The 26294-nt window shown below is 53.5% G+C and carries 26 protein-coding genes; 5 read left to right on the plus strand and 21 right to left on the minus strand.

Annotation, left to right across the window (positions count from 1 at the left end; genetic code table 11):
- Positions 1–16: 16 nt before the first annotated feature.
- Both C7W93_RS11655 and C7W93_RS11660 read right to left on the minus strand, forming a co-directional pair.
- The gene (locus C7W93_RS11655; RefSeq protein WP_108440150.1) at positions 17–1264 is read right to left on the minus strand and encodes a CaiB/BaiF CoA-transferase family protein; all 1248 of its coding nucleotides are present in this window, start codon (positions 1262–1264) and stop codon (positions 17–19) included.
- Positions 1264–2454: an acyl-CoA dehydrogenase gene (locus C7W93_RS11660; RefSeq protein ID WP_108440151.1), complete on the minus strand. Its 1191-nt coding sequence runs from the start codon at positions 2452–2454 to the stop codon at positions 1264–1266. The genes C7W93_RS11655 and C7W93_RS11660 overlap by 1 nt, the downstream gene beginning before the upstream one ends.
- Before the next feature lie 178 nt (positions 2455–2632).
- Here C7W93_RS11660 and C7W93_RS11665 point away from each other — a divergent pair, with 178 nt between their 5' ends.
- Together C7W93_RS11665 and C7W93_RS11670 are read left to right on the plus strand one after the other, a co-directional pair.
- A complete protein-coding gene (locus C7W93_RS11665; protein ID WP_108440152.1) occupies positions 2633–3541 on the plus strand; it encodes a LysR substrate-binding domain-containing protein in 909 nt (302 codons plus the stop codon).
- A 564-nt stretch (positions 3542–4105) separates the two neighbouring features.
- Positions 4106–4591, plus strand: a complete 486-nt coding sequence (locus C7W93_RS11670) for an RDD family protein (protein ID WP_108440153.1) — start codon at positions 4106–4108, stop codon at positions 4589–4591.
- A 109-nt stretch (positions 4592–4700) separates the two neighbouring features.
- Here C7W93_RS11670 and C7W93_RS11675 read toward each other — a convergent pair whose 3' ends face one another.
- The 10 genes from C7W93_RS11675 to C7W93_RS11720 form a co-directional block, all read right to left on the minus strand.
- A complete protein-coding gene (locus C7W93_RS11675) occupies positions 4701–5675 on the minus strand; it encodes a helix-turn-helix domain-containing protein (RefSeq protein ID WP_201747203.1) in 975 nt (324 codons plus the stop codon).
- Positions 5676–6025: 350 nt separating this feature from the next.
- Entirely contained in the window at positions 6026–7543 is a 1518-nt protein-coding gene (locus tag C7W93_RS11680; RefSeq protein WP_108440154.1) for an amidase, read from the minus strand.
- 65 nt (positions 7544–7608) lie between these two features.
- Positions 7609–8241, minus strand: coding sequence for a nitrile hydratase subunit beta (nthB, locus tag C7W93_RS11685; protein ID WP_108440155.1), 633 nt, complete (start codon positions 8239–8241; stop codon positions 7609–7611).
- A gap of 93 nt (positions 8242–8334) precedes the next feature.
- A complete protein-coding gene (gene nthA, locus C7W93_RS11690) occupies positions 8335–8955 on the minus strand; it encodes a nitrile hydratase subunit alpha (protein ID WP_108440156.1) in 621 nt (206 codons plus the stop codon).
- 21 nt (positions 8956–8976) lie between these two features.
- Positions 8977–10023: a phenylacetaldoxime dehydratase family protein gene (locus C7W93_RS11695; RefSeq protein WP_108440157.1), complete on the minus strand. Its 1047-nt coding sequence runs from the start codon at positions 10021–10023 to the stop codon at positions 8977–8979.
- A 131-nt stretch (positions 10024–10154) separates the two neighbouring features.
- Complete coding sequence (locus C7W93_RS11700) at positions 10155–11069, minus strand: transporter (protein WP_225869815.1); 915 nt, start codon at positions 11067–11069, stop codon at positions 10155–10157.
- Positions 11070–11718: 649 nt separating this feature from the next.
- Positions 11719–13026, minus strand: a complete 1308-nt coding sequence (locus C7W93_RS11705) for an MFS transporter (RefSeq protein WP_108440633.1) — start codon at positions 13024–13026, stop codon at positions 11719–11721.
- 77 nt (positions 13027–13103) lie between these two features.
- Entirely contained in the window at positions 13104–14285 is a 1182-nt protein-coding gene (gene argE, locus C7W93_RS11710; protein ID WP_108440158.1) for an acetylornithine deacetylase, read from the minus strand.
- Positions 14286–14330: 45 nt separating this feature from the next.
- Positions 14331–15533, minus strand: a complete 1203-nt coding sequence (locus tag C7W93_RS11715) for a pyridoxal phosphate-dependent aminotransferase (RefSeq protein WP_108440159.1) — start codon at positions 15531–15533, stop codon at positions 14331–14333.
- 48 nt (positions 15534–15581) lie between these two features.
- On the minus strand, positions 15582–16373 hold the full coding sequence (locus C7W93_RS11720; RefSeq protein WP_108440160.1) for an HpcH/HpaI aldolase/citrate lyase family protein: 792 nt from the start codon (positions 16371–16373) through the stop codon (positions 15582–15584).
- Positions 16374–16541: 168 nt separating this feature from the next.
- On the opposite strand from C7W93_RS11720, the gene C7W93_RS11725 reads away from it, so the two are divergent.
- Positions 16542–17024, plus strand: a complete 483-nt coding sequence (locus tag C7W93_RS11725) for an Lrp/AsnC family transcriptional regulator (protein WP_201747204.1) — start codon at positions 16542–16544, stop codon at positions 17022–17024.
- A 27-nt stretch (positions 17025–17051) separates the two neighbouring features.
- Positions 17052–17183, plus strand: coding sequence for a hypothetical protein (locus C7W93_RS25265; protein WP_255419134.1), 132 nt, complete (start codon positions 17052–17054; stop codon positions 17181–17183).
- 205 nt (positions 17184–17388) lie between these two features.
- Here C7W93_RS25265 and C7W93_RS11730 read toward each other — a convergent pair whose 3' ends face one another.
- The 6 genes from C7W93_RS11730 to C7W93_RS11755 form a co-directional block, all read right to left on the minus strand.
- On the minus strand, positions 17389–17883 hold the full coding sequence (locus C7W93_RS11730) for a Fur family transcriptional regulator (protein ID WP_108440161.1): 495 nt from the start codon (positions 17881–17883) through the stop codon (positions 17389–17391).
- Between the two features lie 389 nt (positions 17884–18272).
- Positions 18273–18827 carry a YbhB/YbcL family Raf kinase inhibitor-like protein gene (locus tag C7W93_RS11735; protein WP_370446425.1) on the minus strand — a complete coding sequence of 185 codons (555 nt, stop codon included), beginning with the start codon at positions 18825–18827 and terminating at the stop codon, positions 18273–18275.
- 65 nt (positions 18828–18892) lie between these two features.
- Positions 18893–19756, minus strand: coding sequence for a pirin family protein (locus C7W93_RS11740; protein ID WP_108440163.1), 864 nt, complete (start codon positions 19754–19756; stop codon positions 18893–18895).
- 338 nt (positions 19757–20094) lie between these two features.
- Entirely contained in the window at positions 20095–20463 is a 369-nt protein-coding gene (locus C7W93_RS11745) for a DUF3325 domain-containing protein (protein ID WP_225869816.1), read from the minus strand.
- Complete coding sequence (locus C7W93_RS11750) at positions 20460–22088, minus strand: PepSY domain-containing protein (RefSeq protein WP_108440164.1); 1629 nt, start codon at positions 22086–22088, stop codon at positions 20460–20462. Before C7W93_RS11750 ends, C7W93_RS11745 begins: the two co-directional genes overlap by 4 nt.
- A gap of 1 nt (position 22089) precedes the next feature.
- On the minus strand, positions 22090–22371 hold the full coding sequence (locus C7W93_RS11755) for a DUF3649 domain-containing protein (RefSeq protein WP_108440165.1): 282 nt from the start codon (positions 22369–22371) through the stop codon (positions 22090–22092).
- A gap of 297 nt (positions 22372–22668) precedes the next feature.
- Between C7W93_RS11755 and C7W93_RS11760 the strand changes: the two genes are divergently transcribed.
- On the plus strand, positions 22669–23382 hold the full coding sequence (locus tag C7W93_RS11760) for an SDR family oxidoreductase (protein WP_108440166.1): 714 nt from the start codon (positions 22669–22671) through the stop codon (positions 23380–23382).
- A 100-nt stretch (positions 23383–23482) separates the two neighbouring features.
- Here C7W93_RS11760 and C7W93_RS11765 read toward each other — a convergent pair whose 3' ends face one another.
- The 3 genes from C7W93_RS11765 to C7W93_RS11775 all read right to left on the minus strand — a co-directional run bounded on the left by C7W93_RS11765 (position 23483) and on the right by C7W93_RS11775 (position 26291).
- On the minus strand, positions 23483–24256 hold the full coding sequence (locus tag C7W93_RS11765; protein WP_108440167.1) for a class II aldolase/adducin family protein: 774 nt from the start codon (positions 24254–24256) through the stop codon (positions 23483–23485).
- A 143-nt stretch (positions 24257–24399) separates the two neighbouring features.
- Positions 24400–24591: a hypothetical protein gene (locus C7W93_RS11770; RefSeq protein ID WP_108440168.1), complete on the minus strand. Its 192-nt coding sequence runs from the start codon at positions 24589–24591 to the stop codon at positions 24400–24402.
- 2 nt (positions 24592–24593) lie between these two features.
- The gene (locus C7W93_RS11775; RefSeq protein ID WP_108440169.1) at positions 24594–26291 is read right to left on the minus strand and encodes a hydantoinase B/oxoprolinase family protein; all 1698 of its coding nucleotides are present in this window, start codon (positions 26289–26291) and stop codon (positions 24594–24596) included.
- Between the last annotated feature and the right edge of the window lie 3 nt (positions 26292–26294).

Here is a 26294-nt window from a genome sequence, read left to right on the forward strand (position 1 = left end):
ACACTACTCGCCCACTTCAAATAATGGCTTGTCGACGCAGCCCGGCGATCGTGTCTGCGTCCATTGCCAGCCACTCTGCCAGCACTTCATCCGTATGCTGTCCGAGGGTCGGCGGCGCGTTGCGGTACTCCACCGGCGAAGCGGATAGGCGGATCGGGTTCGCCACCATGGGCGCGCTTCCCGCTGTCGGATGCGGCAACTCGATTCGCACGCCACGCGCCTGCACGTGGGGATCGGCAAACACGTCGTCGAGCTGGTTGATCGGGCCGCATGGCACTCCGGCGCTTTCGAGTAGCGCGTTCCATTCTTGCGTGGTACGCATGACTGTGGCCTGACGTAATAGGGGAATCAATATCAGCCGGTTCGCCACGCGTTGCGGGTTGGTCGCAAATCGATTGTCCTGCGCCCATTCGGGATGCGACGCGGCGACGCAAAATTTAGCGAACTGGCTATCGTTGCCGATCGCCAGGATCATGTCGCCATCGGCGGTTGGAAAGTCCTGGTAGGGCACAATACTTGGATGCGCATTGCCCATTCGGCGCGGCACAATGCCACTGGCCAAGTAATTCGATGCCTGGTTAGCTAGGGATGCGATCTGCACATCCAGCAGCGCCAGGTCGATTTGCTGTCCCAGGCCGGAGCGTTCGCGCTCGGTCAGCGCGGCCTGCACGGCGATGGTGGCGTAAAGGCCGGTCATGATATCGGTTAGCGCCACGCCCACCTTTTGCGGCCCGGCACCCTCCTCGGTATCCGCGCGCCCGGTCACACTCATCAATCCACCTAAGCCTTGGATCAGAAAATCATAGCCGGCCCGAGCCGCATACGGTCCGGTCTGGCCGAAGCCGGTGATTGAGCAATACACAAGGCGCGGGTTGCTGGCGGCGAGCGCCGCATAGTCCAGCCCGTATTGCTTCAAGCCTTCGAACTTGAAATTTTCGAGCAGAACATCTGCCTCCATCGCCATGCGCTTTACCAGCACCTGTCCTTCGGGCAGCGCCAGATCGATCGTCACCGAGCGCTTGTTACGATTGGCGCTGATGAAATAAGCGGTTTCGGCGGTGTCATTGCCTGCACTATCGCGCAAATACGGCGGCCCCCACGAACGGGTATCGTCCCCAACGCCCGGACGCTCAACCTTGACCACGTCAGCGCCGAGATCGGCCAGCAGTTGCGACGCCCAAGGTCCAGCCAGCACGCGCGACAAATCCAGCACACGGATGCCGGTCAGCGGCGCGGGCCGCGATGCCGGTGTTGCGGCGCTCATCAGGAAAACGCCGCGATGCCAGTGATGGCGCGCCCCAGAATCAGCGCATGTACATCGTGCGTACCTTCATAGGTGTTGACCACCTCAAGGTTGACCATATGACGGATCACGCCGAACTCGTCGGAAATCCCGTTACCGCCCAACATGTCGCGTGCCATACGCGCGATATCGAGCGATTTGCCACATGAATTGCGCTTCATGATGGAGGTAATTTCGACCGAGGCCGTGCCATCATCCTTCATCCGGCCCAGACGCAAGCAACCCTGCAACGCCATCGTGATTTCGGTCTGCATATCGGCCAGTTTCTTTTGTACCAACTGGTTGGCCGCCAACGGCCGGCCGAACTGCTTGCGGTCGAGCGTGTACTGGCGCGCCGCATGCCAGCAAAATTCGGCCGCACCGAGCGCACCCCAGGCAATCCCGTAACGCGCAGAATCAAGGCATGTAAACGGGCCTTTCAAACCGGTCACATGCGGCAGCAGGTTTTCTTCTGGGACGAATACATTGTTCATCACGATTTCACCTGTCACCGAAGCGCGCAAGCCAAACTTGCCGTGAATCGCTGGTGCGCTCAGGCCATCCCAGCTCTTTTCAAGGATGAAGCCGCGGATCTTGTCATCCTCGGTCTTAGCCCAGACCACGAATACATCGGCGACCGGGCTGTTGGTAATCCACATTTTGGTACCGGTCAGCGCATAGCCACCGGCCACCGTTTTGGCCCGCGTGATCATACTGCCCGGATCAGAACCATGGTCGGGTTCGGTGAGGCCGAAGCAGCCGATCCATTCACCGGTCGCCAGTTTCGGCAAGTATTTACGCTTTTGCGCTTCGCTGCCGAAGGTATTAATCGGCACCATCACAAGCGAACTTTGCACGCTCATCATTGAGCGATAACCAGAATCGACCCGCTCGACTTCGCGTGCGATCAGGCCGTAGCTAACATAGTTCAAGCCCGAGCCGCCATATTCGGCGGGGATGGTGGCCCCGAGCAAGCCGAGGTCGCCCATTTCGCGAAAAATCGAAATATCCATTTTTTCATGGCGGAAGGCTTCCAGCACGCGCGGCGCGAGACGCCCTTGAGCATAGGTGTGGGCGGCATCGCGCACCATACGTTCCTCGTCGGTAAGTTGCGCCGACAGCAGCAGCGGGTCATCCCAGTGAAAAGCAGTCCTGTTGTCCGATAAAGTCATGACATCTCCAATTAGTTATGCTGCCTGGCGGGTCGCTCCACTTGCTGCGTGGATTATGGCCATGCTATGCTGAGATTGATATTTTAAGATTTTTCATGCGTTGCATACAAACGATTTGTTTGCACACACTTGTGTGAAAAACGCACTCCGAAGTAGTAATAATGAAGGAAAAATCAGCATGCGACGCAAGCTTCCCTCCACTGCCGCGTTGACGATGTTCGAAGCGGCAGCCAGACACCAGAGCTTCACACATGCAGGGGCCGAGCTTTCGATCACGCAAAGCGCGGTATGCCGACAGATCGACAGTCTGGAAGAGTTTCTCGGCGTAAAACTGTTTCGCCGTTCGCGTCGCGGCGTGCTGCTGACCAATGCGGGCGAGCGCTACAGCAAAACCGTACGCGCCACACTCGATGCCATGGAGCGCGACACCTTGTCCTTCATGGCCAATGGCGGTGCCAGCAGTGCGCTGGAACTGGCGGTGGTCCCAACCTTCGCTACGCGCTGGCTGGTGCCCCGGCTTGCGCGCTTCCAGCAGGCCCATCCCGGTATTACCGTGCACCTGACACCGCAGACGCGGCCCTTCATGTTCAGCGACACGGCATTCGACGCGGCGCTGCTGGCTGGGGGCGCGGGTTGGCCGGGCACCGGGGCGCGCCTATTGCTACATGAAACACTGATCGCGGTGTGTAGTCCGTCGTTAGTACCGGATTGCACGATGACGCCAGCGCAGATGGCATTGCTGCCCTTACTGCAACAGGGCACGCGGCCCTATGTCTGGCGGCAGTGGTTCAGCTCGCTGAACCTAAGCGTCGAACGCGATGTTGTCGGCGCGCGCATGGAGTTATTCTCGATGCTCATCGAAGCGGCCATCCACGGCCTTGGTGCAGCACTGGTGCCGCGCTTCCTGGTCGAAGCAGAACTTGCAGACGGCAGACTGGTGGAACCGGTGCGACACAGCCTGGCAAGCGACCGGTCCTATTATTTCATCTATCCCGAACATAAGGCGGACGATCCGGTCCTCACCGCATTCCTGCAATGGATTATTCATGAGGCTGAACGCTACCGCGAGGAGGCTGGCAACCGGTGAGGGAATTGATGAAAACGTAGGATGCACTGTCGAACAGGCTTAGTGCGCGGTTTCTGCTCTGCCAGCAGGCTCAGTCGAATGGATTGACCATACCGGGTTGATACAGCGCAACTTGATCGGCTAACCAAACGCTGCGTAAGCGGTCAGCGAAGTAGGTTCTTCATGCTGTGAATTAATTATTCGGCCATGTTCTGAGGCTTTTTAAGTGGCACTCCTTCCGCTCTATAGATACAATCCGGTCATGGCAAAACAAGACGATTACCTCAAGACAGCAATCAGACTTCCACGGTAGCTGCATGCCCTTATTCTTGATGCGGCAAAGCAAAGCGGCAGTCCCTAAACTTTGAGATGATCATCAGAATTCAGTAAAGCTTCGGCGAGAAAAATGATTCACCGTTGTTACTTTCAATGGCGAAGAAAATAGAGGTGCTCAATGGGAAGATTGATGCGCTTGGGAATGTACTGGCCAGCAAAAAATAGGTTTGGCTAACCTGCCTGTACCCACTGGAGCTGCGCAGCAAGATCGCATTGCAAGGCTCAACAAATTAGATAGGTAGGGACTGTATGGAATTTACACATTTACAAACGGATGAATCGACCGAACTTGAATACGTAGGATTCTGGTTGCGGGTCTGGGCCAGCATCATTGACACTGTCTTAGTAATGATGGTGATTTTTCCGGTCATGTTCGCCATTTATGGAAGTGATGAAATGGCATCCGGTGTAACTTTTACCGGGTCAACAAATATTTTGTTCTCCTATATATTGCCTGCGGTCGCTGTGATTGCATTTTGGACTACAAAGCATGCAACGCCTGGGAAGATGGCGATAGGAGCGACTATTGTCGATGCAAAGACTGGTGGGTCACCCAGCTTCAAGCAACATTTCATCAGATATTTGGGTTATTTCATTTCGACGATTCCCTTTTGCCTCGGCCTGATCTGGGTTGGGATTGATAAGCGCAAACAGGGATGGCATGACAAGTTGGCGGGGACAGTAGTGGTCCGACCGAAGAATAAGGGCACGGAACGGGTGCGGTTTGACGCATAACCCCGTCTGACACCCAGAAGAGCTGGGGCTGAAGATGTATCTCGCCCTCCGGCCTAACGGTAACCGCCTACCTTTATATTTTTTATTGATGGAACCCATCGGCGGCAATTTACTGTGCCGTGAACTCGCCTTTAACAACTGCCAATAAAGCTTCCGCACCTTCATACCTAAGCGTCCTCGGACAACTTCCGTAGTGGTCGCGAAATGCCCGGCTGAAATGAGACAGATTATTGAAACCCCAGCGCAGTGCGACATCCGATATCCGCATTACCGTATTGGCCGGGTCCAGCAGATCCGCACTGCAGCGTTCGAGTCGACGTCGGAGAATGTAGCGCATCAACGACGACCCCTCATCCTCAAACAACTTGTTGATATAACGTGAAGAAAGCATCATCGCCTGCACTACCATCTGGGTATTCAAATTTGGATCGCCAAGATGCTCATTGATAAATATTTTGACCCGGATAAGCGCCAAATTGCGCGTGCGTGACAACGTCGCATCAGCGGGCTGAATAGTCCCCAAAGACAGCGCAATCAGATTCGTTGCGGTTTCAGCCAACCGTTCCATTTCAATCGCATTGAAAGTACCGATTTGCGAGGTCATCCCCTCAAAAAAACCCCTCAGGACACGACCAACGCCGGTGTCGGTCTGAATCCGCGTTGCCATGCGTTTTTCTAGCCCTGTCACCCGCTGGTTAAGCGCGATGCGCGGAACACTAACAATCACCTCTCGCCAGTCGGCCGGAAATGTCAGATGATGCGGACGGGTAGCGTCGTATAGTGCAAAATCTCCCGGCTTGAGCAGTACCTCGTTGCCATCCTGTTCCATGAACTGGGTTCCCTCCAGCATCAGAATGGCGAAATAACGGTCTTCGTATTCAGACCTGGTGTACCGGTGCCGTCGATTGACAATTTGACCAGCTGCGTTGGCGTCGGTGAGTCGCAAAGCGTTGCAATGTTGCGACTTCATCTTGCCGAAGAAATTGGACGCAGGCTTGGCGCTGATATCAACATCGGCAAACAGACGCAGCACCATTTCACGCCAAAAATCCACGCGTTCGTCAAACGAGCAACTTTTAGTCATGAGCTCGATAGAGTGACTTTTCCAGTCCGGGTTCGCGTCTGTCTCTACGCTTGTTGCATCAGAGTCGCTCGTCAGCGTCAAGCGGGAATGGTCACAAGCCAATTCCCGCTGGTCCCTATCAGTCGAATTATCCACACGGTCACCTTTTGTCGCACTTATATTGCATGGTGTGGCATCTCGTACCAGCAGTTTTTAACAACGGATGCCAGCCTCAAATATACGCCGAAGCATTCTTCTCAGATAGAGTGCCGCAGTTGCAGTAGTTGCAGTAGTTGCAGCACTAGACACTTGATGCCATACAAACAGTTGCCGAAAATAAACTCTGGCCGATCCGAACTTGTCGCCCCGATTTACACCCGCCGCCAATCAACCATTTGTTCGATAGCATAGGCAGCGCGATAAATTTCCGCCTCTTCGAAATAACGGCCGACCAGTTGCATGCCGATAGGCAAGCCGTCACCTGTACCGCAAGGAATAGACATGGCGGGATGGCCGCTGACATTGAAGCCGCAAGTATTGGACAGCATTTCGAAAGCGCGCGCCAGATACTCATCAAGCGTCGCATCGGCGCCAGGCAATTTAGTTGCCTTCAGTGGCAACGTCGGCATCACGAGTAAATCGAAACGAAGTAAAGCTTCGTCATATGCAGCGCGCAACTTGCGTGCGAGATTTTGCGCCTTACCGTAGTAACGCCCTTGATAGCGCTGTACAAAATACTCCCCCAGAATCATTGTCAGTTTCACGGTATCCGGCAGAAGATCGGCATGCTGCCGCCAACCGGCATGGTGGTCCATCATGCCGGTCAGATAAAGTCCCCGCCAGTTGAAGCCGTGACTATTGCCTTTCATCATCTGTTGGGTCGCGCCTTCGGCAGCAATCGGCAACCAAATAGCCGGTCCCAGCGCGTGCATGGGAATAGAGACCTCTTCAACCAAGGCGCCGGCTTTGCGCAGTATTTCACATGCAGCCCTGACCGACTGATCCACGTCTGGCTGCGAATTAGCATGACCGAAACCCTCGCGCAAAATACCAATCTTCATGCCTGCGACTCCGCGCGACAAACCGGCGGAATAGGCTCTTGGCAGGACACCCTGAAGCTGCCGAGGGTCGAGGCCGTCTGGACCCGCCAACACCTCCAGCATTAGCGCATTGTCGACTACATTGGCAGTAATCGGCCCTAGATTATCAAGCGTCGTTTCAATTGGCATTGCCCCCGAGTACGGCACCAGACCGTGCGTCGGCTTCATGCCATAAGTACCGCAGAACGACGATGGAATACGCACCGATCCACCCTGATCGCTGCCCACCGCCAGCCGGACTTCACCAGCGCCGACTAACGCAGCGCAACCGGAGGAGGAACCCCCTGCCGAATATCCCTGCCGATGCGGATTGTGCACCGGGCCACTGGCAGCAGTATGGGACCCACCAGAAAAACAAAAACCTTCGCACACGGCCTTACCAACCACCGTCGCGCCGGCGTCGAGCAGACGTGTCACAACCGTAGCATCAACATCGGGCACGTAGTCCTTCAACGTAGCAGAACCATTCACCATAGGCCATCCTGCGACGGCAATATTGTCCTTGATTACCCCTTCCATACCCGCTAAGCGGCCGTTGGCGGCACCCTGAATGCGCGACTTGTAGTGCCAGGCACCCAGCTTGTTGTCATGCTCCGCTGGGGTCTCCCCCGGTTGGCGTGCATAAGTCACCGGGGGAATATAGTCTGGCAATTCATCAATCACGTCGTAAGCATCGAAATTCGCTTGCAAGGCTTGGCGATATTCATCAATTTTCGTCTTCGAAAAATGCATGCCGAAGGCCGTCGCGATTGCGGCGATTTCATCGTTTCCTGGGCGCTCAACAGCCATGATTAATCCTTCAAAAAAAGAGTACAAAATTGCTTCCGGACGTGGCGCGGAAGCGTCGGGATAACTCAGACCTTGTCGAGATATCCGCCCCACAGATCGACCACTACCGTGGCCTCATCAGCGGCTTCACCCCATAGCTCCTTGGTATCAAACTGCACGTGATAAGTTGATTTCGGCTCGCATGAAAGACCGTGTCCGGCGGCTTCAGGGAATGGCCATTTATCTGTCGTACGATGCACCACCACACCGCGCTTGCCGCGGACATAACCTGGCATACGGGTATGTCCGGAAAAGAATGCGTTATGTACCCTGACAGCGTCACCGACATTAAGCGGCTCTTTCTCCGGTTCTGCTGGCAGCCCCGGCCCGGTCGGTAGCGCCAGCGGGAAAGCGCCTCCGGCCAGTTCTTCCAAGCGGGCCTGCGTGATCGCGCCTTTCTCAACAAACAGCGAGGCTACGCCGACAACGATACGGTCGTAGTAGCTGGAAGACAAATACTGCTGTGGCACCATTCGCTCAATGGCGTGACGCAGTTCATCGATAGTGAACAACTGCAACTCCGCCGCGCCGAGAAATAACAGGCTATATCCCAAAGGTTCCCAAGGCGCATGAAACACTGGCGTGTACGTATCCGAATTCTTGCGATGCCGTACTCTGCCAAAGCCCTGAACCCCACCTAGATCGTGAATTCCATCCATGACGCATACTCCTGACTTAAATTGATGCAATGTAAAATTCTTGCTGCATGCCGCCGCATCAGAATCTCGACGTAGTACATGCCGCAAGCTAACTTAGCTGGAATGCGCCGGATTCGTGACGCCGATTTCAGGACGGGCGATACCGATCAGGACATCTTTTGTGACGATGGCAGCCAGTTGTTCTTCGCTCCATTTTTCAGTGCCTTCAGGCCGGAACGGCAGCACCATATAGCGCGTCTCGGCAGAGGTATCCCAAACCCGGATCTCCACGCTTTCTGGCAGATCCAGCCCCATCTCGCGCAATACCGAGCGCGACTCCCGCACCACCCGCGAGCGATACTCGAAACTCTTATACCAATCGGGCGGCAAACCCAGCACCGGCCATGCGGTGCACGAACACAACGTACACACGATGACGTTTTGCAGCGTGGGGGTATTTTCCAGCGCGACGATATATTCGCCTTGCGCTCCGGTATAGCCGAATACATCACAGGCTGCGGTGCCGTCTTTGAGCAGCAATGCGCGGTATTCAGGATCGACCCAGGCCCGCGCCACGACACGTGCGCCATTGGTGGGGTCGAAGTCCTCTTCCATTACATGCGTGAATTTTTCAACATAGCCATTCGGGACCAGCGCCTTTTCTTCCAGCGCCTGATTCAAGGCAAAGGCACGGTCGCTCTCTGAAGCTACAGCTTTAATTGCTTGCATAGACATCGTCATTCTCCGAAAAAATAGTTAGCCCGGCATCTGGTACGACAAGCCAGTATTGGCATGGCAATTGATGTACTCATAGCGCTGTTCATCCGCTTTCAGCACAGACACTTCGTGATAGCCCTTCCATTTGAGCTCACCGCCAAGCTCCATCACCAGCCGCATGAAAGTACCAAAGATTTCGATATGCGTCGGGTGCGATTCCGACCAACGTTCAAGGTGGCCCAGCGAACGCCAATGACTCACAGAAAAAGCCTTCTCTATGCGTTGACCCATGGCATCGACATGCTGCATGTAGCGGTTGTTGTAACAACCTACTGCGGCACCCTTGTCACGTAAAAAATCCATACCGGCACGTAGCGTCGGTTCCATCTGAGTCAGATATAAATGGCGTTCCTTGTCTACGGTTTCACTCCAGTCCTGCCCGGAGCGGATCACGGTCAGATTTTCATGTCCCTGCACAAATACACGTCCGGACTGGGCGATCGTTTTTAACTCGCCCAGCGGTAACATGGCGTCGGTTTGTGAGTCGGCGATACGGTCGCGCATGCCACCCCAATAGCCATGCTCCTGAATCTCGCCGCTACGTTCGCCCATAATCACCGCAACGCCCTCCATGCCCTCCGGAAAAGCTAGCAAGGTTTCAAATTGCTCGACTTTGGGCAGAATGATTTCGCGGAAATGTCCAACGCCATCGCTCAGACGTTCATCGGATAACCACCAGTTGGCAATCTCTGGTTGCGCTTCCCAGCGCTTAAATTGCTCTGGATCGTCCCAGTACGCGGTCGCGACCATATTGTCGTAACCTTCGGCATCGATGTAATGCGCCAGATCGTGGTGGCCCGGTCCATCCGTTGCCATAAAACTTTCGGTTATCTGACGCAACGTTGCGCAAGCGGTGCCAAGCTTGGCCTGCCCCAGTGTCTGTACGCCAAAATAGCCCATAACGACTTGCTTGACCGATGCATCGGCGCGCGCCACCCATGCTTCGAACGGCGGTTGATATTCGTCATCGATGCGGCGCGTGCGCGTGCGGGGACACATCAGATGCTTGTCGATTGCAGATTCCATATATTTCTCCTGAGTTAGCTGGATAGCGCTTCTATGAGTGATGAACAGAGCCGGTCAGCGCCACATAGTTAGTTGCAGATTGACTGCGGATTCAATGCGGTTTGGCGACGATCACCGGCATGGAAAACGCACTAGAAAATATGCACGTAACGCAGATTCATGCGGAAGTCTTCAGATGGACCATTTTGTACCGACAGGTCGCGTCCCAATTGCAGCAATACTTGATCCTGAGCGGTAATAAATTTCGAAGCCGTCAGCCGCATGTTCGTGGAGCGGGTGGCATTGTTCCGATCGACACCGTCGACCCGCTCGCTTCCTCCCCATAGCTGACCCAAGCCGATGGCCAGTGAACTGGTCGGGTCAGGCATATAACGCAACATAATCTGACCGGCGTAGCTGGTGTCTTGCTTCAAGGTGGCATTGTTTACGCCGTACTGGGTATTCTTGCCGTACCAAATGGCATCAGCTACCAGATCAACAGCCCAGTGCGGCGAAAAATGCTTGATATAGGCAGTCTGAAAATCCAGCTTCCAGCGATTCTCACCAAGATTGAAGGCGCTGGTATTGCTATAGGTGCCAGTCGGCACGTACACGTAGAAATTGGCGCTAAGGGTATCGCGTGCACTGTTGAGTAAGACCTTGATCGGTGCGGTCAAAATCAGATCGCCGACACCGGAGGCACTGCCTAGCACCGCAGCGCTTCCGCTGCCGCTAATATGTCCGAACGGCAGTAAAAACTGTGGATCAATCGTCATCGTCTCGGATAATTTATAGACGTGCAGCAGACGCGCAATCCCTACGTCCGAACGAACATTGAAATCGGAACTTGCCTTGTTCCCGTTACTATAAAGAGCATTGGTACTGGCATGCTGGTAATACATTGCACCAATCGTGGCCCCCACCGGAAATTGTTCATAGTCTCCCGGATTGACTTCGGCGGCCCAACTCGAAGTGGACGGAATTAATAGAGAAACCACGCCTAAAACGGCGGCCACACAGGCGCCTAAAATACGGCCGCCGAGATACATCATTTTTTGGTGATTCATCGCTCTCCTCGCTTCATTTATATTTAATAATTTTTATAGTCGACTTGATTTCTTGAGTTGACGCGACCGAGTATATATAGGGAAAAAACGCGGTGCTTTGTTGAAACGGAATAGAAAGTTGACCCAAACGGCCCTCTTGAATTCCTGCCACTTTATTGCAAAAATGGCAATAATTGTACTGAAATGAGCGTGCGTAATCGGCAGGCGCATTTTTCGGGGTATGCGATCTATAGCTGGACGATAGCTTGGGTGACCGCCCAAAACCGTGCATCCGAAAGGAAATAATTTCCAATAGGAATGATGATCTTTATATTAAATTCAGCGGGGATGAAGACGGCGAGCAAGCTGCTATAGCGGAGCGTTGTTGCAGCGTTGGCAACAGCTAATCCGCTAAGCATTAAACGCATTGCAGATATCGCGGGCGAGATGCCCTGAAGGAGTCAGAACGGTGCGGCAATGGAGGGCGAAGATCAATCATTAGCGCTTCGCAATCAGGCATCGCGCAAAAAACGTGATGACGGAAGCGCTAGTACGACACGTTGATAAGACTGCTGGACTAATGACTTTGCGAGAGAGATTGGGGGGTTTCCCCCCGAACTCTACTCGCCTGAAAACTGATATTTACTAGTGTGTGAAACCGGATTAAATGTTATCGCTGCCCGAATTTCCTTTGTGCAACGATGAGCGAACATAGCGCCATAATAGCGATCGCCAACAGATAATAGCTAGGCGACAATTTGGACCCGGTAGTTGCTATCAGCCACGTGAGGATGAATGGTGCAAAACCGCCGAAAATCGTAACAGCGATGTTGTAGCCCAGAGAAAGGCCGGTCGTTCGCACTTGAACCGGGAAAATTGCTGACATTAGCGCTGGCATCGGTGCGAAGTAAAGGGTCGCCAGTGCGCCGAGAATAACCTGCACAAACATGAGGACAGCTATTGTCGGATGCGCGACCAGCAACGCAAACAAGGGATAACACAACAGAGCAGTCAATACCGCCGCCACCGTCATCACTCGTGCAGGCCCTTTGCGGTCTGCAAGGCTGCCGACATAGGGCGAAGCGACGGTCATGATAACGCCTGTGACTAAGGTCGCTATGAACCCAACGGTAGGCGGCAGCCCGAGTTGGCGGATCGAATAAGTCGGCATGTATAACGCAAGATAGTTACCCACTGAACCCAGCGCAACGAAACCGACAGTAACCAGCAAACGCAGCTTCTGCGCTGCAAACATGTCGCTTAATGGGGACTCTGATATCTCGGCCTTACTGAATTCAGGTGTTTCTTCCATATGACGGCGAATGTAATAGCCCACCGGCGCGATGAGCAATCCGAAAATGAAAGGAATACGCCAGCCCCAGCTCTCTAATTGGGCACCGGTAAGCGTTGCATTGAGGACGGCACCGAACAATGCAGCAAGCAGAATTGCAGCGCCTTGGCTGGCGACTTGCCAACTCGCATAGTAGGCACGCCGGTCCGGTGCATACTCAATGAGAAATGCGGTAGCGCTGCCGAATTCTCCACCGGCGGAAAACCCCTGAATTAGCCGGGCGATCAGAATTATCACCGAAGCAGCGACGCCGATTTGCGCATATGTCGGCACCACCACGATGATCAATGTACCGATCATCATCAAAAAGATCGACAGCGATAAAGCAGCCTTGCGACCGACCCTGTCAGCATAGGAACCAATCACAATTGCTCCCAGCGGCCGCATCAAAAACGATACCCCGAACGTGGCTAAGGCCAGCAGCAACGACAAATTTTCATTGGTCGTTGGAAAATACAGCTTCGCAATGACCAAAGCAAAGGTGCCGTAGGTGATCATATCGAACCATTCGAGTGCATTGCCGATTGACGCAGCAATCACCGCTTTTCTGGCCTTGGCGCGTCGCAACGCGATATCGGCCTTTTGGGATGTGGCGGTCTCCCCGCTATCCAATAAAGATTTATTCATGTAACCCATTTTGTCCCCTGTATTTTAAGTTTTAAGGTTAATTGTCGAACTGTTTCCGAACTATTCCGAATGTTTAGCTATTCGGTAATAGTCAGATGCGTAGCCAGCTTTTTCATGAACTGCTCGCACTGGCTTATCTGAGACAACTCTACGTACTCATCGGCGCGATGCGCTTGCTGGAGACTGCCGGGGCCACAAATGACTGCGGTCATACCCGCCTTCTGAAACAAACCTGCCTCGGTGCAATAAGCAACCTTATCTGTGCCGCGAGATCCTGTCAGGGCCTGCGCCAGCTGGGCGATTTCAGCGTATGCAGCGGTATCAAATCCTGGCACCTCGGCCAGCGTTTCCAGTACGATATCGGCGAGAGGGTTCTCGGCTTTAATACGGTCACGCAAATCACCAGTGATATAACGACGCAAACCACCAATGACATCCGGTGCAAGCACACCTCGAATCGTTCGGAATTCGAAATCGAATTGGCACCGATCGGGAACCGTGTTGACGGATAGTCCACCAGAGATTGTTCCCGTATTAGCTGTCGTAAAAGGGACCGCGAAATCTTTGTCGAACGGACCGTTTTCCCGGTACGTATCTGCCATGTCTCGGATATGACAAATGGCTCGCGCAGCGTACTCAATTGCATTCACGCCGTCTGGCGTAAGCGAGGAATGCGCGGCGCATCCATGCACCGTGCATCGATACAGGTTGCTGCTTTTGTGGGCGGAAATCACGCGCATATCAGTCGGTTCACCGACAATGCAACTGTCCGGACGAATATCTTGGCGCGCCAGTTCACGTAGCATGACATCTGCGCCGAGGCAGCCCACCTCCTCGTCATACGACATCGCCAGATGCACTGGCGTGCGCAGGCGCGTAGCTGCAAAAGCGGGCAACATGGCAAGCGCCACGCCGAGAAATCCCTTCATGTCGCATGTGCCGCGACCGTACAGCCGACCATCACGGACAGTGGGATTAAATGGATCGCTTGTCCAATCTTGTCCTGTCACAGGTACCACATCGGTATGACCAGACAATACAACGCCACCCTTGGTGCTTCCATCGTGTGCAGGCAACGTGACAAAGAGATTTGCCTTTTTCCCGCTGGCATCGTAAATCAGCAAAGGGGAATGACCTGCTGCTATCAGGTGGTCGCGTACGGTTTCGATAAGACCCAGGTTGGACAAACGACTGGTCGTATCGAAGCGCACTAGCCGTTCTATCCAGTCCAGAGACACGGGCTTGTCAATCAGATCCATTGGTCAAACTCCTAATGAAAAAACTGCGGCGCAGTTTGCACCGAATCAAGCAACTTTTAAGGAAGTATTCGCCAAAAACCGGGAAAGGCGTTTGACACCTTCGTCCAGACGATCGTGAGAACTGGCGTAACACCAGCGCAAGTATCCCTCCCCTTCCGGCCCAAAGGCAACACCGGGAGCAAGACCCAGACCGCCATTAGCGACCAGGTCTTTGCAGAAGAGCAGACTATCCGAAACGCCGTGGATGCGGAAAAAAGTATACATCGCGCCGGGCGCTGGTCCCGCCAGTTCGACCGCGGGTATTTCTGCCAGTCGCTCAGCAAGGTGGTCGCGTGCAAGACGCAATCGGGATACTGTCCGCGCAATGACTGGCTCACCTTGTTCAATCGCGCATTGCGCCGCAGATTGCACAAATCCGGGTGTACAAGTATTGCTGTATTCGATAAGTTTTCCAATCTCCGGCAACGTGTCGCGCGGCACCACCAGCCAACCCACGCGCCAGCCTGTCATCAACCATGCCTTCGAAAAAGAGTTGCAACTGATCACCCGATCGTCAGGTTCGGCGATGTCTAAAAATGTTGGTGCAACCGCGCCGTTATAGTAATAACGCTCGTAGACGTCATCAGAAATAATCCAGATGCCGTGCAATCGGCAATGCGCAAGAACGGTGCGCTGCTCTTCCGCAGACATCACCCATCCGGTGGGATTGTTCGGCGAATTAACCAGCAACGCCCGAGTACCGGGCGTCAACGCGGCTAACAGAGCATCGAGATCCAGACACCAGCCCGATGCAGAAAACGTCAGGCCGACGGTGCTGACCCGCGCTCCCAGTACCTTTGGCATCTCCACAAGATTGGGCCAAAGCGGCGTTATTGCGACCACATGGTCGCCATTGCCAATGATCGCCTGTACCGCTGTCATCAGCGCTGAAGTACCGGAACTGGTGATAGCGATATTGTCCACTTCACGCTTGCCGTGCAAGGCGCTGACATAGGCGGCCAACTGCTCGCGCAATGATGGTACGCCTAGCGTTTGCACATAAAAAGTCTGGCCTGATGCGATGTGCGCAATCGCGGCATCGCGGAATGCCTGAGGTGTTTGCTCATCGGGTTCGCCAAACCAGAAAGGCAGCACATCAGTGCGCCCCATACCGGCATTGGCCACCTCGCGAATCTTTGATGATCGCAGCGACTGTATGCCAGGCCGTGCGCCCAGGCCGGGCCAATCCGGAGAGTTAGTTGACGTCATACTTATCCTGCTTAACAAGAGTGGGGAACAGACCTACGTACATACGCATTAAAGTAAAGCCTTGAATTGCGCACGTGCTTGACGCGCGCCGCGGGCCAGCCATGCCACGTCAGAGTGCAGCGCGATGAACTGCACACCTTGCTTTCGATAGGCCGCCGCCTCATCAGGACTGCCTGCAAAAATGCCAACTGCTTTGTTCGCTATCTGGCAAGCCGCGATGACGGCGGCTACGGCTTCACGGACTGCCGCATGACCGGTATCCCCGAGGTGTCCCAGACTCGCCGCCATATCCGCCGTACCAATGAACAAACAATCAGCTCCCGGCAGCGCGGCGATAGCTTCTACATTTTTTAATCCCTCAGCCGATTCGATTTGCAATACTGCGCAAACCTGATCGTTCGCCATGGCGACAAAACCGGGATCTTGCCCATAGTTACCGGCACGTACCAAACCTGCCACCCCGCGCGTCCCGCCATTCCCGTTTGATGGAAATCGCATAGAGGCAATGGCACGCTGGGCTTCCTCGACGTTATCGATATTCGGGAAAATAACCGTCTGGACACCGCAATCCATGGCGCGCTTGACCAGTGCCGGGTCATTACTAGTCACCCGCACTACGGCGCTAGACGATGCGCCATGTACCCGCGCCGCGTCGATTGCTTGCAATTGCGCCACCAGATTGCCTATGTCATTGGGAGCGTGTTCCATGTCGACTACTAACCAGTCAAATCCACAGTGAGCTACGGTTTCCGCCACTGCGGGGCTGGCCAAGGTCAGCCAGCATCCCTCGGTAGGTTCGAGAGCCAGCAGCGCTTGTTTAATTACGTTTGCATTTCCCATGATTTCTCCATAGCGACAAAAGGCTTAAGGCACGTGACGACATCTAATTAGCCCTTAACATGAGCACAACGATACAGGGAGAATAGAGAAATTTCCTTTGATTTTTTGGTCGTAAAATGTAATATTTTGGAATGAAAATCTGAAAAATATAAAATTATTGGAATAATCGTGCAAAGTAAAAATTTCGACCGTACCGATATGCAGATTTTGGCGGCCTTGCAAGTTGATGGCCGCCTTTCCAGTGCTGAATTGGCTGAACGTGTTTCCCTCACCCCGTCACCTTGTTGGCGACGTGTAAAACGACTGGAGGATGAAGGGGTTATACGTGGATACCGAGCGGAGATTAATCCCAAGAAACTAGGCTTTGATGTCACCGCCTTCGTCTATATTTCGCTGGATAAAAAGGGGGCGGAGAGCGTCCGTGAGTTCGAGGATGCAGTAAGGCAAGTTCCCGAAGTACTGTCTTGCCATTGTATTTCTGGCCGCTACGATCATCAACTCACCGTGATTGCGCGCAATCTGGAAGCGTTCGGTGAACTGACTCGCCACGTGCTGGGTTCGTTACCCGGCGTCAAAGAAGTCTATACGTCATTTGTACTGAAAGAAGTCAAAGGCGCTGGACAAGCAATCTCGTTGCCAGTTGAGAATTGACCATCACTGAGCAGAATTCAGGATGCGGTGTATGACCGCTTCAGCCTGATAAGGGAGTGGTTTGATCTGGTCCTCGGTTATTACTCGGTGCATACGACGTCTGCTGCATTGCAGGGCGGCGAGGCGCATATAGCAGCAATTCGCGCCGGGGCCAGCTAAGCTATACCTCCGTAACCCGCCTTGTCCGCTTGGCAGTCAATTCTACTGATTTAGCCAGGCGCAACGCCTCCAACACGCAGTAGGATTGCGGCGGGCAAGCGGCGGTTGCAAATTGTTATCGTAGTTAAACAAACACCTGCAAACCGAACCCCGGGATCAGTGCTGCGTTGATGGTATTTTTATTCACAGAGACAGACCGCGCAACCTATTCCGGCATCCCAGCAACACAGTTATTACACGTAACCTGAATAGAGATCGTTGCCAATTCCAGTTCGAAATCAGCAGCTTTAGCTTGTCGATGCAGATGATCATTAAGCTGGCGGTCGGCGACAACAATCTGGCGCTGACATATGCGGCACGCAAACGCATACGATGATGGTGGCAAAACTGCGGGTGCGACCAGATAGAGTGATTTTCCCAGCGAATCGACAACGTGCCATTCGCGCTGTGCCAACTTGCATTGCACAAGTTCTTGCAGCACGCGATAGATTGTTGCGAGGCTTACGCGCACGCCATGCTTCAATATTTGCTGGAATACCCGCTCTGCGCTGAGCGAAGAATGTGCGGCATCTAATAGCACTTGCAAAATCCACACACGCGCGCTGGTTGGACGTAATCCGTGCGCACGCAACTGCGCGAATAAGCGCGTATTTTCTTTCGCATTCGTGCCTTGAAGCTGTTGGGTTTGACTAAGATGCATCTCACCACCACTCCAAAATATCGATTAAATAAAAGGTAACTGCCATATAAACTGACAGGCAAATTACGCGCATAGACGGAGTATAGGCATCCAATAATTAAAAATGCATTAAGACGCAGCGACTTGGCACCAACGGGGAGAAATATTTTGTAGTGGGGCTAAACTCTGGGATGATGTTGCATATTAACGTGGCCTCTGCAACGTAGAGCGGATAGCGGCGCTGACCGGGCAGAACGGTATGTTTTTTGGGTCGAGATGATTACTGCGGCGGGATCAACCGCGTGACGAAACAAGCGCAACTCAACTCTACGCTGGCGTCCAGATCAACGCACCAACATCACTGCCTGTTTGGTAGCAGGCAGTGATAATCTAGCTATCTTCCAGTCTCTTTAGCGTCCGTATGTGCCGACGACACTCAGACCACCTAAGGCATGGCCTTTCAGTGCTGCGAGCAGTTCATCACGCGTCAGGCCCTTGGGCAGAACTGTAGGTGCAAGGTCGGAAGCGATCACGCTGAGCACGTAATGATGCGGCTGATCGCCCACTGGCGGACACATTCCGTGGTAGGCATTTTTACCGGCGGTATTCTTACCGATGGTAACGCCCGCGCCGTCATTCTGCGCCTCTCCTTGCTTTAGCTGGCCGAGGCTACTGTCGATATTGTAGGCGACCCAATGCGACACGCCCAAGCCTTTACTTCCGTCGGGGTCCGCCATTAATACGGCGACGGATCTTGTGCCCGCTGGCAAGTTAGACCACGCAACCTGCGGCGATACACCGCTACCACCACAACCGCCCGTATTGTCTGCATATAGCGATGGCATTACGCCATTGTCCTTGAAGGATGTAGAGGAAACCCGCATCCCTTCTGCGTGTGCAATACCGAATGACATACACAATATAGCGCTGGCAACGGTACCAGAAAAGATTTTGGAATACCCCACGTAATTCCCCTAAGTTAGACAAATATCTAAAAGTAATAATATCGACATTCGTCCAGGGAAAAGGTTCACCCGACAGCTGGCGCAGGCATATTCAATTCACCGAATTTCCCGTCTCGATAAGCTTGCAGACGATCATGCATTTGAGCAGTCGTACTCATCACAAAAGGGCCGTGCTTGATCAGGGGCTCGTTTAGCGCAGGACCAGAAAGAATCACGACATGGGCCGAATCGTTCGTTGTTAGCACTACGGTTGCCGCGCCGCTGAGACCGATCGCATTGGTTTCAGTCAACACTAGCTGCTCGCCCCCGATGTTCAGATTTACGATGCCTTGCACGACATAAACCATCGCATTCCAGCCTTCTTGCAGAGTATGCTCAAAGACTCCGTCCGCGGCGAGAAAGCCATCCAACAACGTATACGGCTCGGGTAGTATTGCTGGCGAACACAACCCCTGAAATTCCCCCGTCACAACTCTTACCCTGAGGCCAGGTGCAGAAAATTCAGGAATGTCAGCGGCATCGACATGCACCGCATGCGGCGCGATAAACTTTTTGCTTGATGGCAAATTCACGAAAATCTGCAATGCATGTACGAGAGGATTTTTTCCTTCAGGCTGTTCGGTATGCACCACCCCGCTGCCGGCAACCATCCAATGCAAATCGCCGGGGTTGATCGGACCGGTGTTACCTAGCGAGTCATAGTTGATATGCGGACTGGTCGAGTCTTCAAACATATATGTGACTGCGGATATACCAGCGTGGGGATGTGGATCAAAAGTCGGCTGGCGCATATGAAAATGGTCCAGCATCACAAGCGGATCGACCAAACCGTCAAAAGAATTCTCGCCAAAATGTTTCGCCTGAAATCCTGCACCGATGTGCATGTCATGACCAGCAACAATCTTCGAAATGCGGTGTTTTTTATGCATAAATAATCATTCGACTGCATACAACCCTGTGCAACTTTGTTGTCTGCGCCAATAGCCCCATTTAATTCAATTAGGTAAAAAATCTGGATAATTTCTTATAGAAATGCAGTGCTTCGTGCGTGAATTATCTTCTCGCAACGATACAAAGAAAAGAGGGGAAATTACAACTTATCGTTGCTCTGATAGAACGATACAAGCGTTGTTGTTCATCGTTTGATAATCTGCCTTAGTAGATATCGGACCAGACATCGGACGTTTTGAGTGTGCAGGAACGTAAAAAACCCCCATTTCACCAAAGGAAATGCGGGTTTTCTGAGAGATACTGCCAGCTACTGAAATCAGGGCATATAACTAAAGAATAAGAGACAACTGCCAGCAACGCTGACTGCGACCACCGCCAACCGGACCGCCAGTCGCGGTGCGTACGGCAACAACAGCGCCAGCAGTAACGCTGCCGCCGACAGACAGCCAATCCACACCACAACGCCGACGGTGGGGCTCCATGCTTCGATGCAAGGCCATAATGCCAGCGCCAGCAACAACCAGCCGAGCACATGAAAACATCGACGCGGCTTGGTGGTCAGCGCCCGCCCCCATACTTGTCCATAATGCCGGTCTATGGCCAGACATAAACTGGTCATGCCGCCGTAAGCTAGCCCCAGCGCGATCAACGTCGCGGAAAAAGTCTCCACCAGAAGGATCATCATAGTGGTCGCGCCGACCTGCGATTGCGCATTACCAGCGTCAGCAACGTTAGCCCACCCAAGGTCAGCACCATCAGCTCAACGCCAGCACGTTCCCAATCGGCACGCGCTATTTGCGCTAGCAGATAATCGCCGCTGGTCAACAAATTCAGCAGCGGCAACAATAAACATAGCGTCGCCAGTGCACACAATTGCTCGCGCCATGCATTGGCTGAACACCGCACGCAGGCGTGCAACAGGGTCAGCAGCCAGACGCCGAAAAAGGCGCGCAATTCCCATACTGCGCGCTGCTCTACACTTGCTGGCAGCAAACGGTTGGCCCAAAAATAGCTGATGCAAGCTAACAGCAGTCCTACGATGGCCGCCAGATTCAGGGCTTCGATCAAACCATAGATACGCGGCGTAACTCTACCAAATTCAGTGCCGTGCTTACCACGTCGTTTCACCATAAACAAAATGGCACCGGTACCCATCATCGCGGTGCCTGCTAGTCCGCAAACAAAATACAACCACTTCAGCGTAATACCGCCAAAGGTCGCCATGTGCAACGATCCGATCACCCGTCGAGTCAGTGATGCAACGCCGCCATCCGCCTGACCTGGCTGACGCACACGCAATATCTCGCCACTCGCAGCGGAAAATAACACCATGCCAGTCGTGCCGTTGATGCGTTTTACCAGATCGGCCTCTTCATTCCAGCCATAAACACCAATTTGCATCGTTGCATCGCCCGGGTTATTGATGACGACCGCGCGCACCGTTTGCCCGATGATCGCTTGCGCACGCGCAGCATAAGGTTCCAAATCAGGCACCACCAGCGGACGGCCGCTGCGCGCAATCCCGGCGGTTTGATCAAGTGCATTCGTAAATTGGACTTGATCGGCTTTGGCGCTGCCATAGTTGAGCAGCATCGGTGCTGGCATGAAAATCGGGCTTGAAATGGCAATACCGGTGAACGCAATCATGCATTGAAACGGCAGCGTCAGCACCGCCACCGCGTTGTGCGCATCCAGCCAGCTGCGCTGCCCCTTCTTCGGCCGAAAAGTGAAGAAATCCTTGAAGATGCGCCTATGAGTAATCACGCCCGACACCAGCGCCACCAGCATGACCACGGCAGCGATGCCGATGATCCAGAGTCCTATGGTGCCAGCGTGCAACTCATAATGAAAATCTACGAAATGATGACCGCCAAGGGTCTCGCTACCGACTGCTTTCTTGCGCACAATCGCCGCCCCGGTGCGCGGATCTAACCGCATGTCTTCATAGCCACCATTGCTGTTAAACCAAAATACGTCGAGCGCATTCCCGGCATCACGATTGACCGGCCAGAGTTCCCACATATCCGCGCCAGCATGTGCCTGCTGCATGTAATCAATCCCTAGGGCCAGACGCTTTCCGCGCTCCGCGTTCGCAGCTTCCAACGTCGGCATCCCTGCCGGAGTCGAAGTCTCGGTCACGGGGCGCATCCAATCGGTAATGGGATCGTCAAATATCGCCAGCGAGCCGGTCAGAAATACGGCGAACAATAACCATGAAAACCACAGCCCGCACCAAGTATGCAGCCATGCCATGGCTTGCCGCATGCCACCCCGCGCCATCGCAGACGGCGCTGTTTTCTTTGACGCCATCTCAGATTCCTCGCTTTGATAACAACCAGCCTACGGCCGCCAGCAACACTGTCAGCGCCAGCAAGCCTTGCCACATACGGCGCTGCGATTGCGGCGCAAATGCCCACACCGCCACCGCCGGATAAGCTACAAACCCAAGATAAGTGCCGCTGAGTACAGCTTCGGCACGCGGTATCGGCAGAGCGCCAGCGGCAAATATGGCAATCGCCGACGCCAGCGCGTAGCCACCAAATACGGCAGCGACGGTGCGAGTACATAACTGCACAGCAAAACCAGCTTTCATAGACAGCACTTCCTTCAGTGTTTCAGTGGGGACTTCAGCGTGAATCTTTGCTTGCCGCGAGCATTATGGGTAGCCCGAAGCCAGTACTAAAAGCAAAGCCGTTCACTCTCCTTGCCAGCCGAGATCAAAAAAAGTATCACCTCTGACCCAACTATTTTCTGATGACGGCCACCCGCATGAACATCCAATTGCAGACTTAATGTCCTAAAAAGGCGTGTATACGACATCTGACGCAACGCAAGTGCGCCTATGATCGTTTCAGAAACCCCACGCGCTATGCTTATCAGAGAGAGAAAAATGGAAATTCAAAACGCCGTCCTGTTTATTACTGGCGCAAATCGCGGCCTTGGTTTGGCCTTTGCACAAGAAGCGCTTCGCCGCGGTGCCAAAAAAGTTTATGCGGGCGTGCGCAATCCGACTGAAACCAACACGCCGGGCATCGTGCAGGTGAAACTTGATGTCACCGATGCAGCATCGATCATTGCCGCGGCAAAACAATGCGGCGACACAACTTTGCTGATCAACAACGCAGGTATTGCACGCCTCAACAGCAGCAGTCTTGATGCATCAATGATCGACCTTAGCCGAGAAATCTTCGAGACCAATTATTACGGAACCATCTTGGTTAGTCAGGCCTTCGCGCCGATTCTAGCCAAAAATGGCGGCGGCGCAGTCATTAATGTGCTATCCGACGCCACCTGGTTTTCGCGTCCGATGCTGGCCGCCTATTCCGCCTCAAAATCTGCGGTATGGAGTTTTACGAATGCCTTGCGTATCGAATTGCGCAATCAGAATACGGCAGTATCAGGCCTGCACGTCAGCTTCATGGATACCGATATGACGAGTGGCTTTGAGATGAAAAAAACCAGCCCGCAGGATGTCGCGCAGGCTGCCTTGTCCGGTATTGAAGAGGGTAAGGAAGAGATACTGGTGGATGATTTCACTAAAGCCGTTAAGCAAAGCTTCGCGAGCGAAAAAACAATTTATCTGAATCCACCGGAAATCGCATAAAGACATTTTGTGAACGCGGTAGACGTGGCGCAGCGCCAGTCTATCGCACTCATATTTCGCAGATTGCCCGAATCATGGGCGCTGCAATTAGCGTCGAAAATCAGCTACGAAAATCGGATTCAGTGTTGGTGATCAAGCGCAAAGCAGCGGTCCATGCCAGCACGTCGAGGTTCTGATCGATCTCATCCGCAGACTGTTGCGCGGTCAATTCACGCACATGTTCCAACGGATAACGCAACTCTCTGCCGCCAGCGACGGCCTGCACTTGGGCCTGACAAGCGCGTTCCAGAAAATAGATTTGATTGAAGGCTTCGGGTATCGTGCGTCCTACCGCAAGCAGGCCGTGATTGCGCAAAATCATCGCCATGTGCGGCCCTAAATCGTTGACCAACCGCTGTTGTTCCGAGCGGTTCAGTGCGATGCCTTCGTAGTCGTGATAACCAAGCCTGTTATAGAATTTCAACGCATGCTGGCTGATCGGCAGCAGACCTTCTTCTTGCGCGGATACGGCAATACCTGCCGCAGTGTGCGTATGCACGATGCAGGCGACATCAACGCGCGCTGTGTGAATTGCTGAGTGAATATTGAAGCCCGCTTTATTCACGCTATTGCTGTTAGCTTCTGCGCCAACGACGTGCCCTTCGCGGTCGACTTTAATCAGATCGGAGGCGCGCATTTCATGAAACAACACGCCGTAGCGATTGATCAAAAAATGTTCATGCTCGCCCGGTATGCGTGCCGAGATGTGTGTATCGATGAGGTCCGTCATATGAAAATGCGCCAACAAACGGTATAGGGCGGCTAAATCACAGCGCGTGCGCCATTCTTCGTCGGTCACGCTGTCGCAACTGATCGCGCGATCTTTTTGATACACAAAACTCTCCTTGAATTGAAGACTTCGCAGGTGACGGCTGTTTGCGCCACCTGCTTTAGAAATACAGGGGATAACTCCTATGCGTCGGCCCGGGGAAAATGTTCCCCGAACCGATTATCACTATTAACGTCAATAAATAGTGACTACGCTTTAGCGCGTTCTTCTTGCTGCGCGCGGCGTACCTGGCGTGCCTTCGACCAGTCGATGCACCATTGCGAACAAAATACATGACCATCTACGTGCGTTGACGCCGGGCCATTTTCGTAAATCAGCGCGCCGCAGTTGGTGCACTTGATGTACTGCTCTATGTAAAGACCATTCTGGGAGAATTTCATAATTAGACTTCCTGATAACGGTAATATTTTTTCGCTGCAGCGATAGATACGTAACCTTCACGCACATCTTCTGCAACGGCTTCCTTGGTGCGATCCGCAGGCTTGCCATAACCGCCACCACCGGGGGTGACTAGTCTTACGCGGTCGCCCTTCAACAGTTCGACGTTGGAATAGCGACTTGAAGAACGCTTTCCATAAGCTTCCTTCATGGTTTCCCAGCCAGTTTTACCGGCCTTCTGCACCAACGTCGCACCCAGTCCCCCTACCTCGCCGCCATTCAAACCCCAAGGTGCCAGTTCGTGGCGATCGGTCATTTGGGATGCGGTAATTTTCTCATTCAGACACAGCATCTGTTTAGAGTAGCCGACGCCGCCACGGAATTCACCAGCGCCGCCTGAATCCTGATTAAATGCCAGACTTTCGATACGCCAAGGAAAACGCGTTTCGTAGACTTCAACCGGTGTAATCCGGCAGTTACCGTTAATCGAATCAACCGCGTCATTGCCGTCGGCAAATGCCCGACCACCCCAGCCAACCGCTTCCAGATCGTAGCAAGCGAAATATTCGCCGGTATCGGCCGCGACGCCGCCGAATACGAAATTGCAATGGGTCGCCCCTTCTGCGGCCATTACGCGCATCGGTACAGCGTCCGCCATTGCGCCGAGAATTGCGCCGACGATACGTGGATGGGTCTCGGTATTGCCGCCGACTTCAGGTGCAGGAAAATCGACGTTGACGATGGTTCCCGGTGGCGCGACGATGCGGATCGGACGGAAACATCCGCTATTTCTCGGAATCGACGGATCGGTCATATGCAAAATCGCGTTATATGCCGCCGACGTGGAGACGCCCAATGTCGCGTTGATCGGGCCGGACGCTTGCGTAGAAGAGCCGGTGTAATCGATGACGACATCGCCGCCGGTTTTATGCACTTCAACCTGAATGACGTGGATCCGTCCCTCATCGATACCATCGCTTTCGATGAAATCTTTGAACGCATAAATGCCATCGGGAATCGCTTCCAACTCTGCGCGCATGCGGCGTTCTGAGTACAACAGCAAATCGTTTACGGTCTCGCGTACTTTTTCTTTGCCGTACTTTTCAAACACCATCTTCATCTGTTTTTCACCCAGATCCACAGCGGCGATCAATGCACGCAAGTCGCCGTAGTTGGTTCTTGGCGTGCGCACATTGGCTAACAGCAGTTTCCAGATATCCCGATTATCCTTGCCTTTAGTCTTAATTTTTACTGGCGGAATGCGCAGGCCTTCGTGAAAGATTTCTGTCGCCTCACCGCAAAATCCGCCTGGGGCCATACCGCCAACTTCGGCAAGATGCCCGATGGCCACCGCCCAGCCGATGACTTCGCCATCGATAAAAATCGGTTTGAAAAAGGTATGCTCAGGCGTATGCAAGCCGCCCCGATAGGGGTCGTTATGCAAAATAATGTCGCCGTCGCTGAGGTCGGCCATATCGATTTCTTTTAGGCAGGACTTGACCAGCAAAGGCATACCGCCGATTTGTGCCGGGCAGTAATCAGCAACCGCAATCATGTCGCCTTCAACGTTAGCCAGACCGCAGGTAAAATCCAGCGCTTCGTTAAAAATGGTGGAGTACGACGTTTTCATCAAGGTGATGCCCATCTCACGACAGATGGAAACCATCGTCGATTCGAGAATGTTCATAGTGACCATATCCATGTA

It is taken from the genome of Glaciimonas sp. PCH181, from assembly GCF_003056055.1.
GTDB lineage: Bacteria > Pseudomonadota > Gammaproteobacteria > Burkholderiales > Burkholderiaceae_D > Glaciimonas.

What these genes read in the sequence shown, in the direction of transcription:
- argE (WP_108440158.1), bottom strand. Translation starts at nt 14,285, where the DNA reads ATGGATCTGATTGACAAGCCCGTGTCTCTGGACTGGATAGAACGGCTA.
- C7W93_RS11705 (WP_108440633.1), bottom strand. Translation starts at nt 13,026, where the DNA reads ATGAATAAATCTTTATTGGATAGCGGGGAGACCGCCACATCCCAAAAG.
- C7W93_RS11750 (WP_108440164.1), bottom strand. Translation starts at nt 22,088, where the DNA reads ATGGCGTCAAAGAAAACAGCGCCGTCTGCGATGGCGCGGGGTGGCATG.
- C7W93_RS11695 (WP_108440157.1), bottom strand. Translation starts at nt 10,023, where the DNA reads ATGGAATCTGCAATCGACAAGCATCTGATGTGTCCCCGCACGCGCACG.
- C7W93_RS11660 (WP_108440151.1), bottom strand. Translation starts at nt 2,454, where the DNA reads ATGACTTTATCGGACAACAGGACTGCTTTTCACTGGGATGACCCGCTG.
- C7W93_RS11775 (WP_108440169.1), bottom strand. Translation starts at nt 26,291, where the DNA reads ATGGATATGGTCACTATGAACATTCTCGAATCGACGATGGTTTCCATC.
- C7W93_RS11665 (WP_108440152.1), top strand. Translation starts at nt 2,633, where the DNA reads ATGCGACGCAAGCTTCCCTCCACTGCCGCGTTGACGATGTTCGAAGCG.
- C7W93_RS11655 (WP_108440150.1), bottom strand. Translation starts at nt 1,264, where the DNA reads ATGAGCGCCGCAACACCGGCATCGCGGCCCGCGCCGCTGACCGGCATC.
- C7W93_RS11730 (WP_108440161.1), bottom strand. Translation starts at nt 17,883, where the DNA reads ATGCATCTTAGTCAAACCCAACAGCTTCAAGGCACGAATGCGAAAGAA.
- C7W93_RS11755 (WP_108440165.1), bottom strand. Translation starts at nt 22,371, where the DNA reads ATGAAAGCTGGTTTTGCTGTGCAGTTATGTACTCGCACCGTCGCTGCC.
- nthA (WP_108440156.1), bottom strand. Translation starts at nt 8,955, where the DNA reads ATGTCTATGCAAGCAATTAAAGCTGTAGCTTCAGAGAGCGACCGTGCC.
- C7W93_RS11745 (WP_225869816.1), bottom strand. Translation starts at nt 20,463, where the DNA reads ATGATGATCCTTCTGGTGGAGACTTTTTCCGCGACGTTGATCGCGCTG.
- C7W93_RS11675 (WP_201747203.1), bottom strand. Translation starts at nt 5,675, where the DNA reads ATGACTAAAAGTTGCTCGTTTGACGAACGCGTGGATTTTTGGCGTGAA.
- C7W93_RS11680 (WP_108440154.1), bottom strand. Translation starts at nt 7,543, where the DNA reads ATGGCTGTTGAGCGCCCAGGAAACGATGAAATCGCCGCAATCGCGACG.
- C7W93_RS11760 (WP_108440166.1), top strand. Translation starts at nt 22,669, where the DNA reads ATGGAAATTCAAAACGCCGTCCTGTTTATTACTGGCGCAAATCGCGGC.
- C7W93_RS11740 (WP_108440163.1), bottom strand. Translation starts at nt 19,756, where the DNA reads ATGCATAAAAAACACCGCATTTCGAAGATTGTTGCTGGTCATGACATG.
- C7W93_RS11700 (WP_225869815.1), bottom strand. Translation starts at nt 11,069, where the DNA reads ATGAATCACCAAAAAATGATGTATCTCGGCGGCCGTATTTTAGGCGCC.
- C7W93_RS11670 (WP_108440153.1), top strand. Translation starts at nt 4,106, where the DNA reads ATGGAATTTACACATTTACAAACGGATGAATCGACCGAACTTGAATAC.
- C7W93_RS11715 (WP_108440159.1), bottom strand. Translation starts at nt 15,533, where the DNA reads ATGACGTCAACTAACTCTCCGGATTGGCCCGGCCTGGGCGCACGGCCT.
- C7W93_RS11720 (WP_108440160.1), bottom strand. Translation starts at nt 16,373, where the DNA reads ATGGGAAATGCAAACGTAATTAAACAAGCGCTGCTGGCTCTCGAACCT.
- nthB (WP_108440155.1), bottom strand. Translation starts at nt 8,241, where the DNA reads ATGGATGGAATTCACGATCTAGGTGGGGTTCAGGGCTTTGGCAGAGTA.
- C7W93_RS11770 (WP_108440168.1), bottom strand. Translation starts at nt 24,591, where the DNA reads ATGAAATTCTCCCAGAATGGTCTTTACATAGAGCAGTACATCAAGTGC.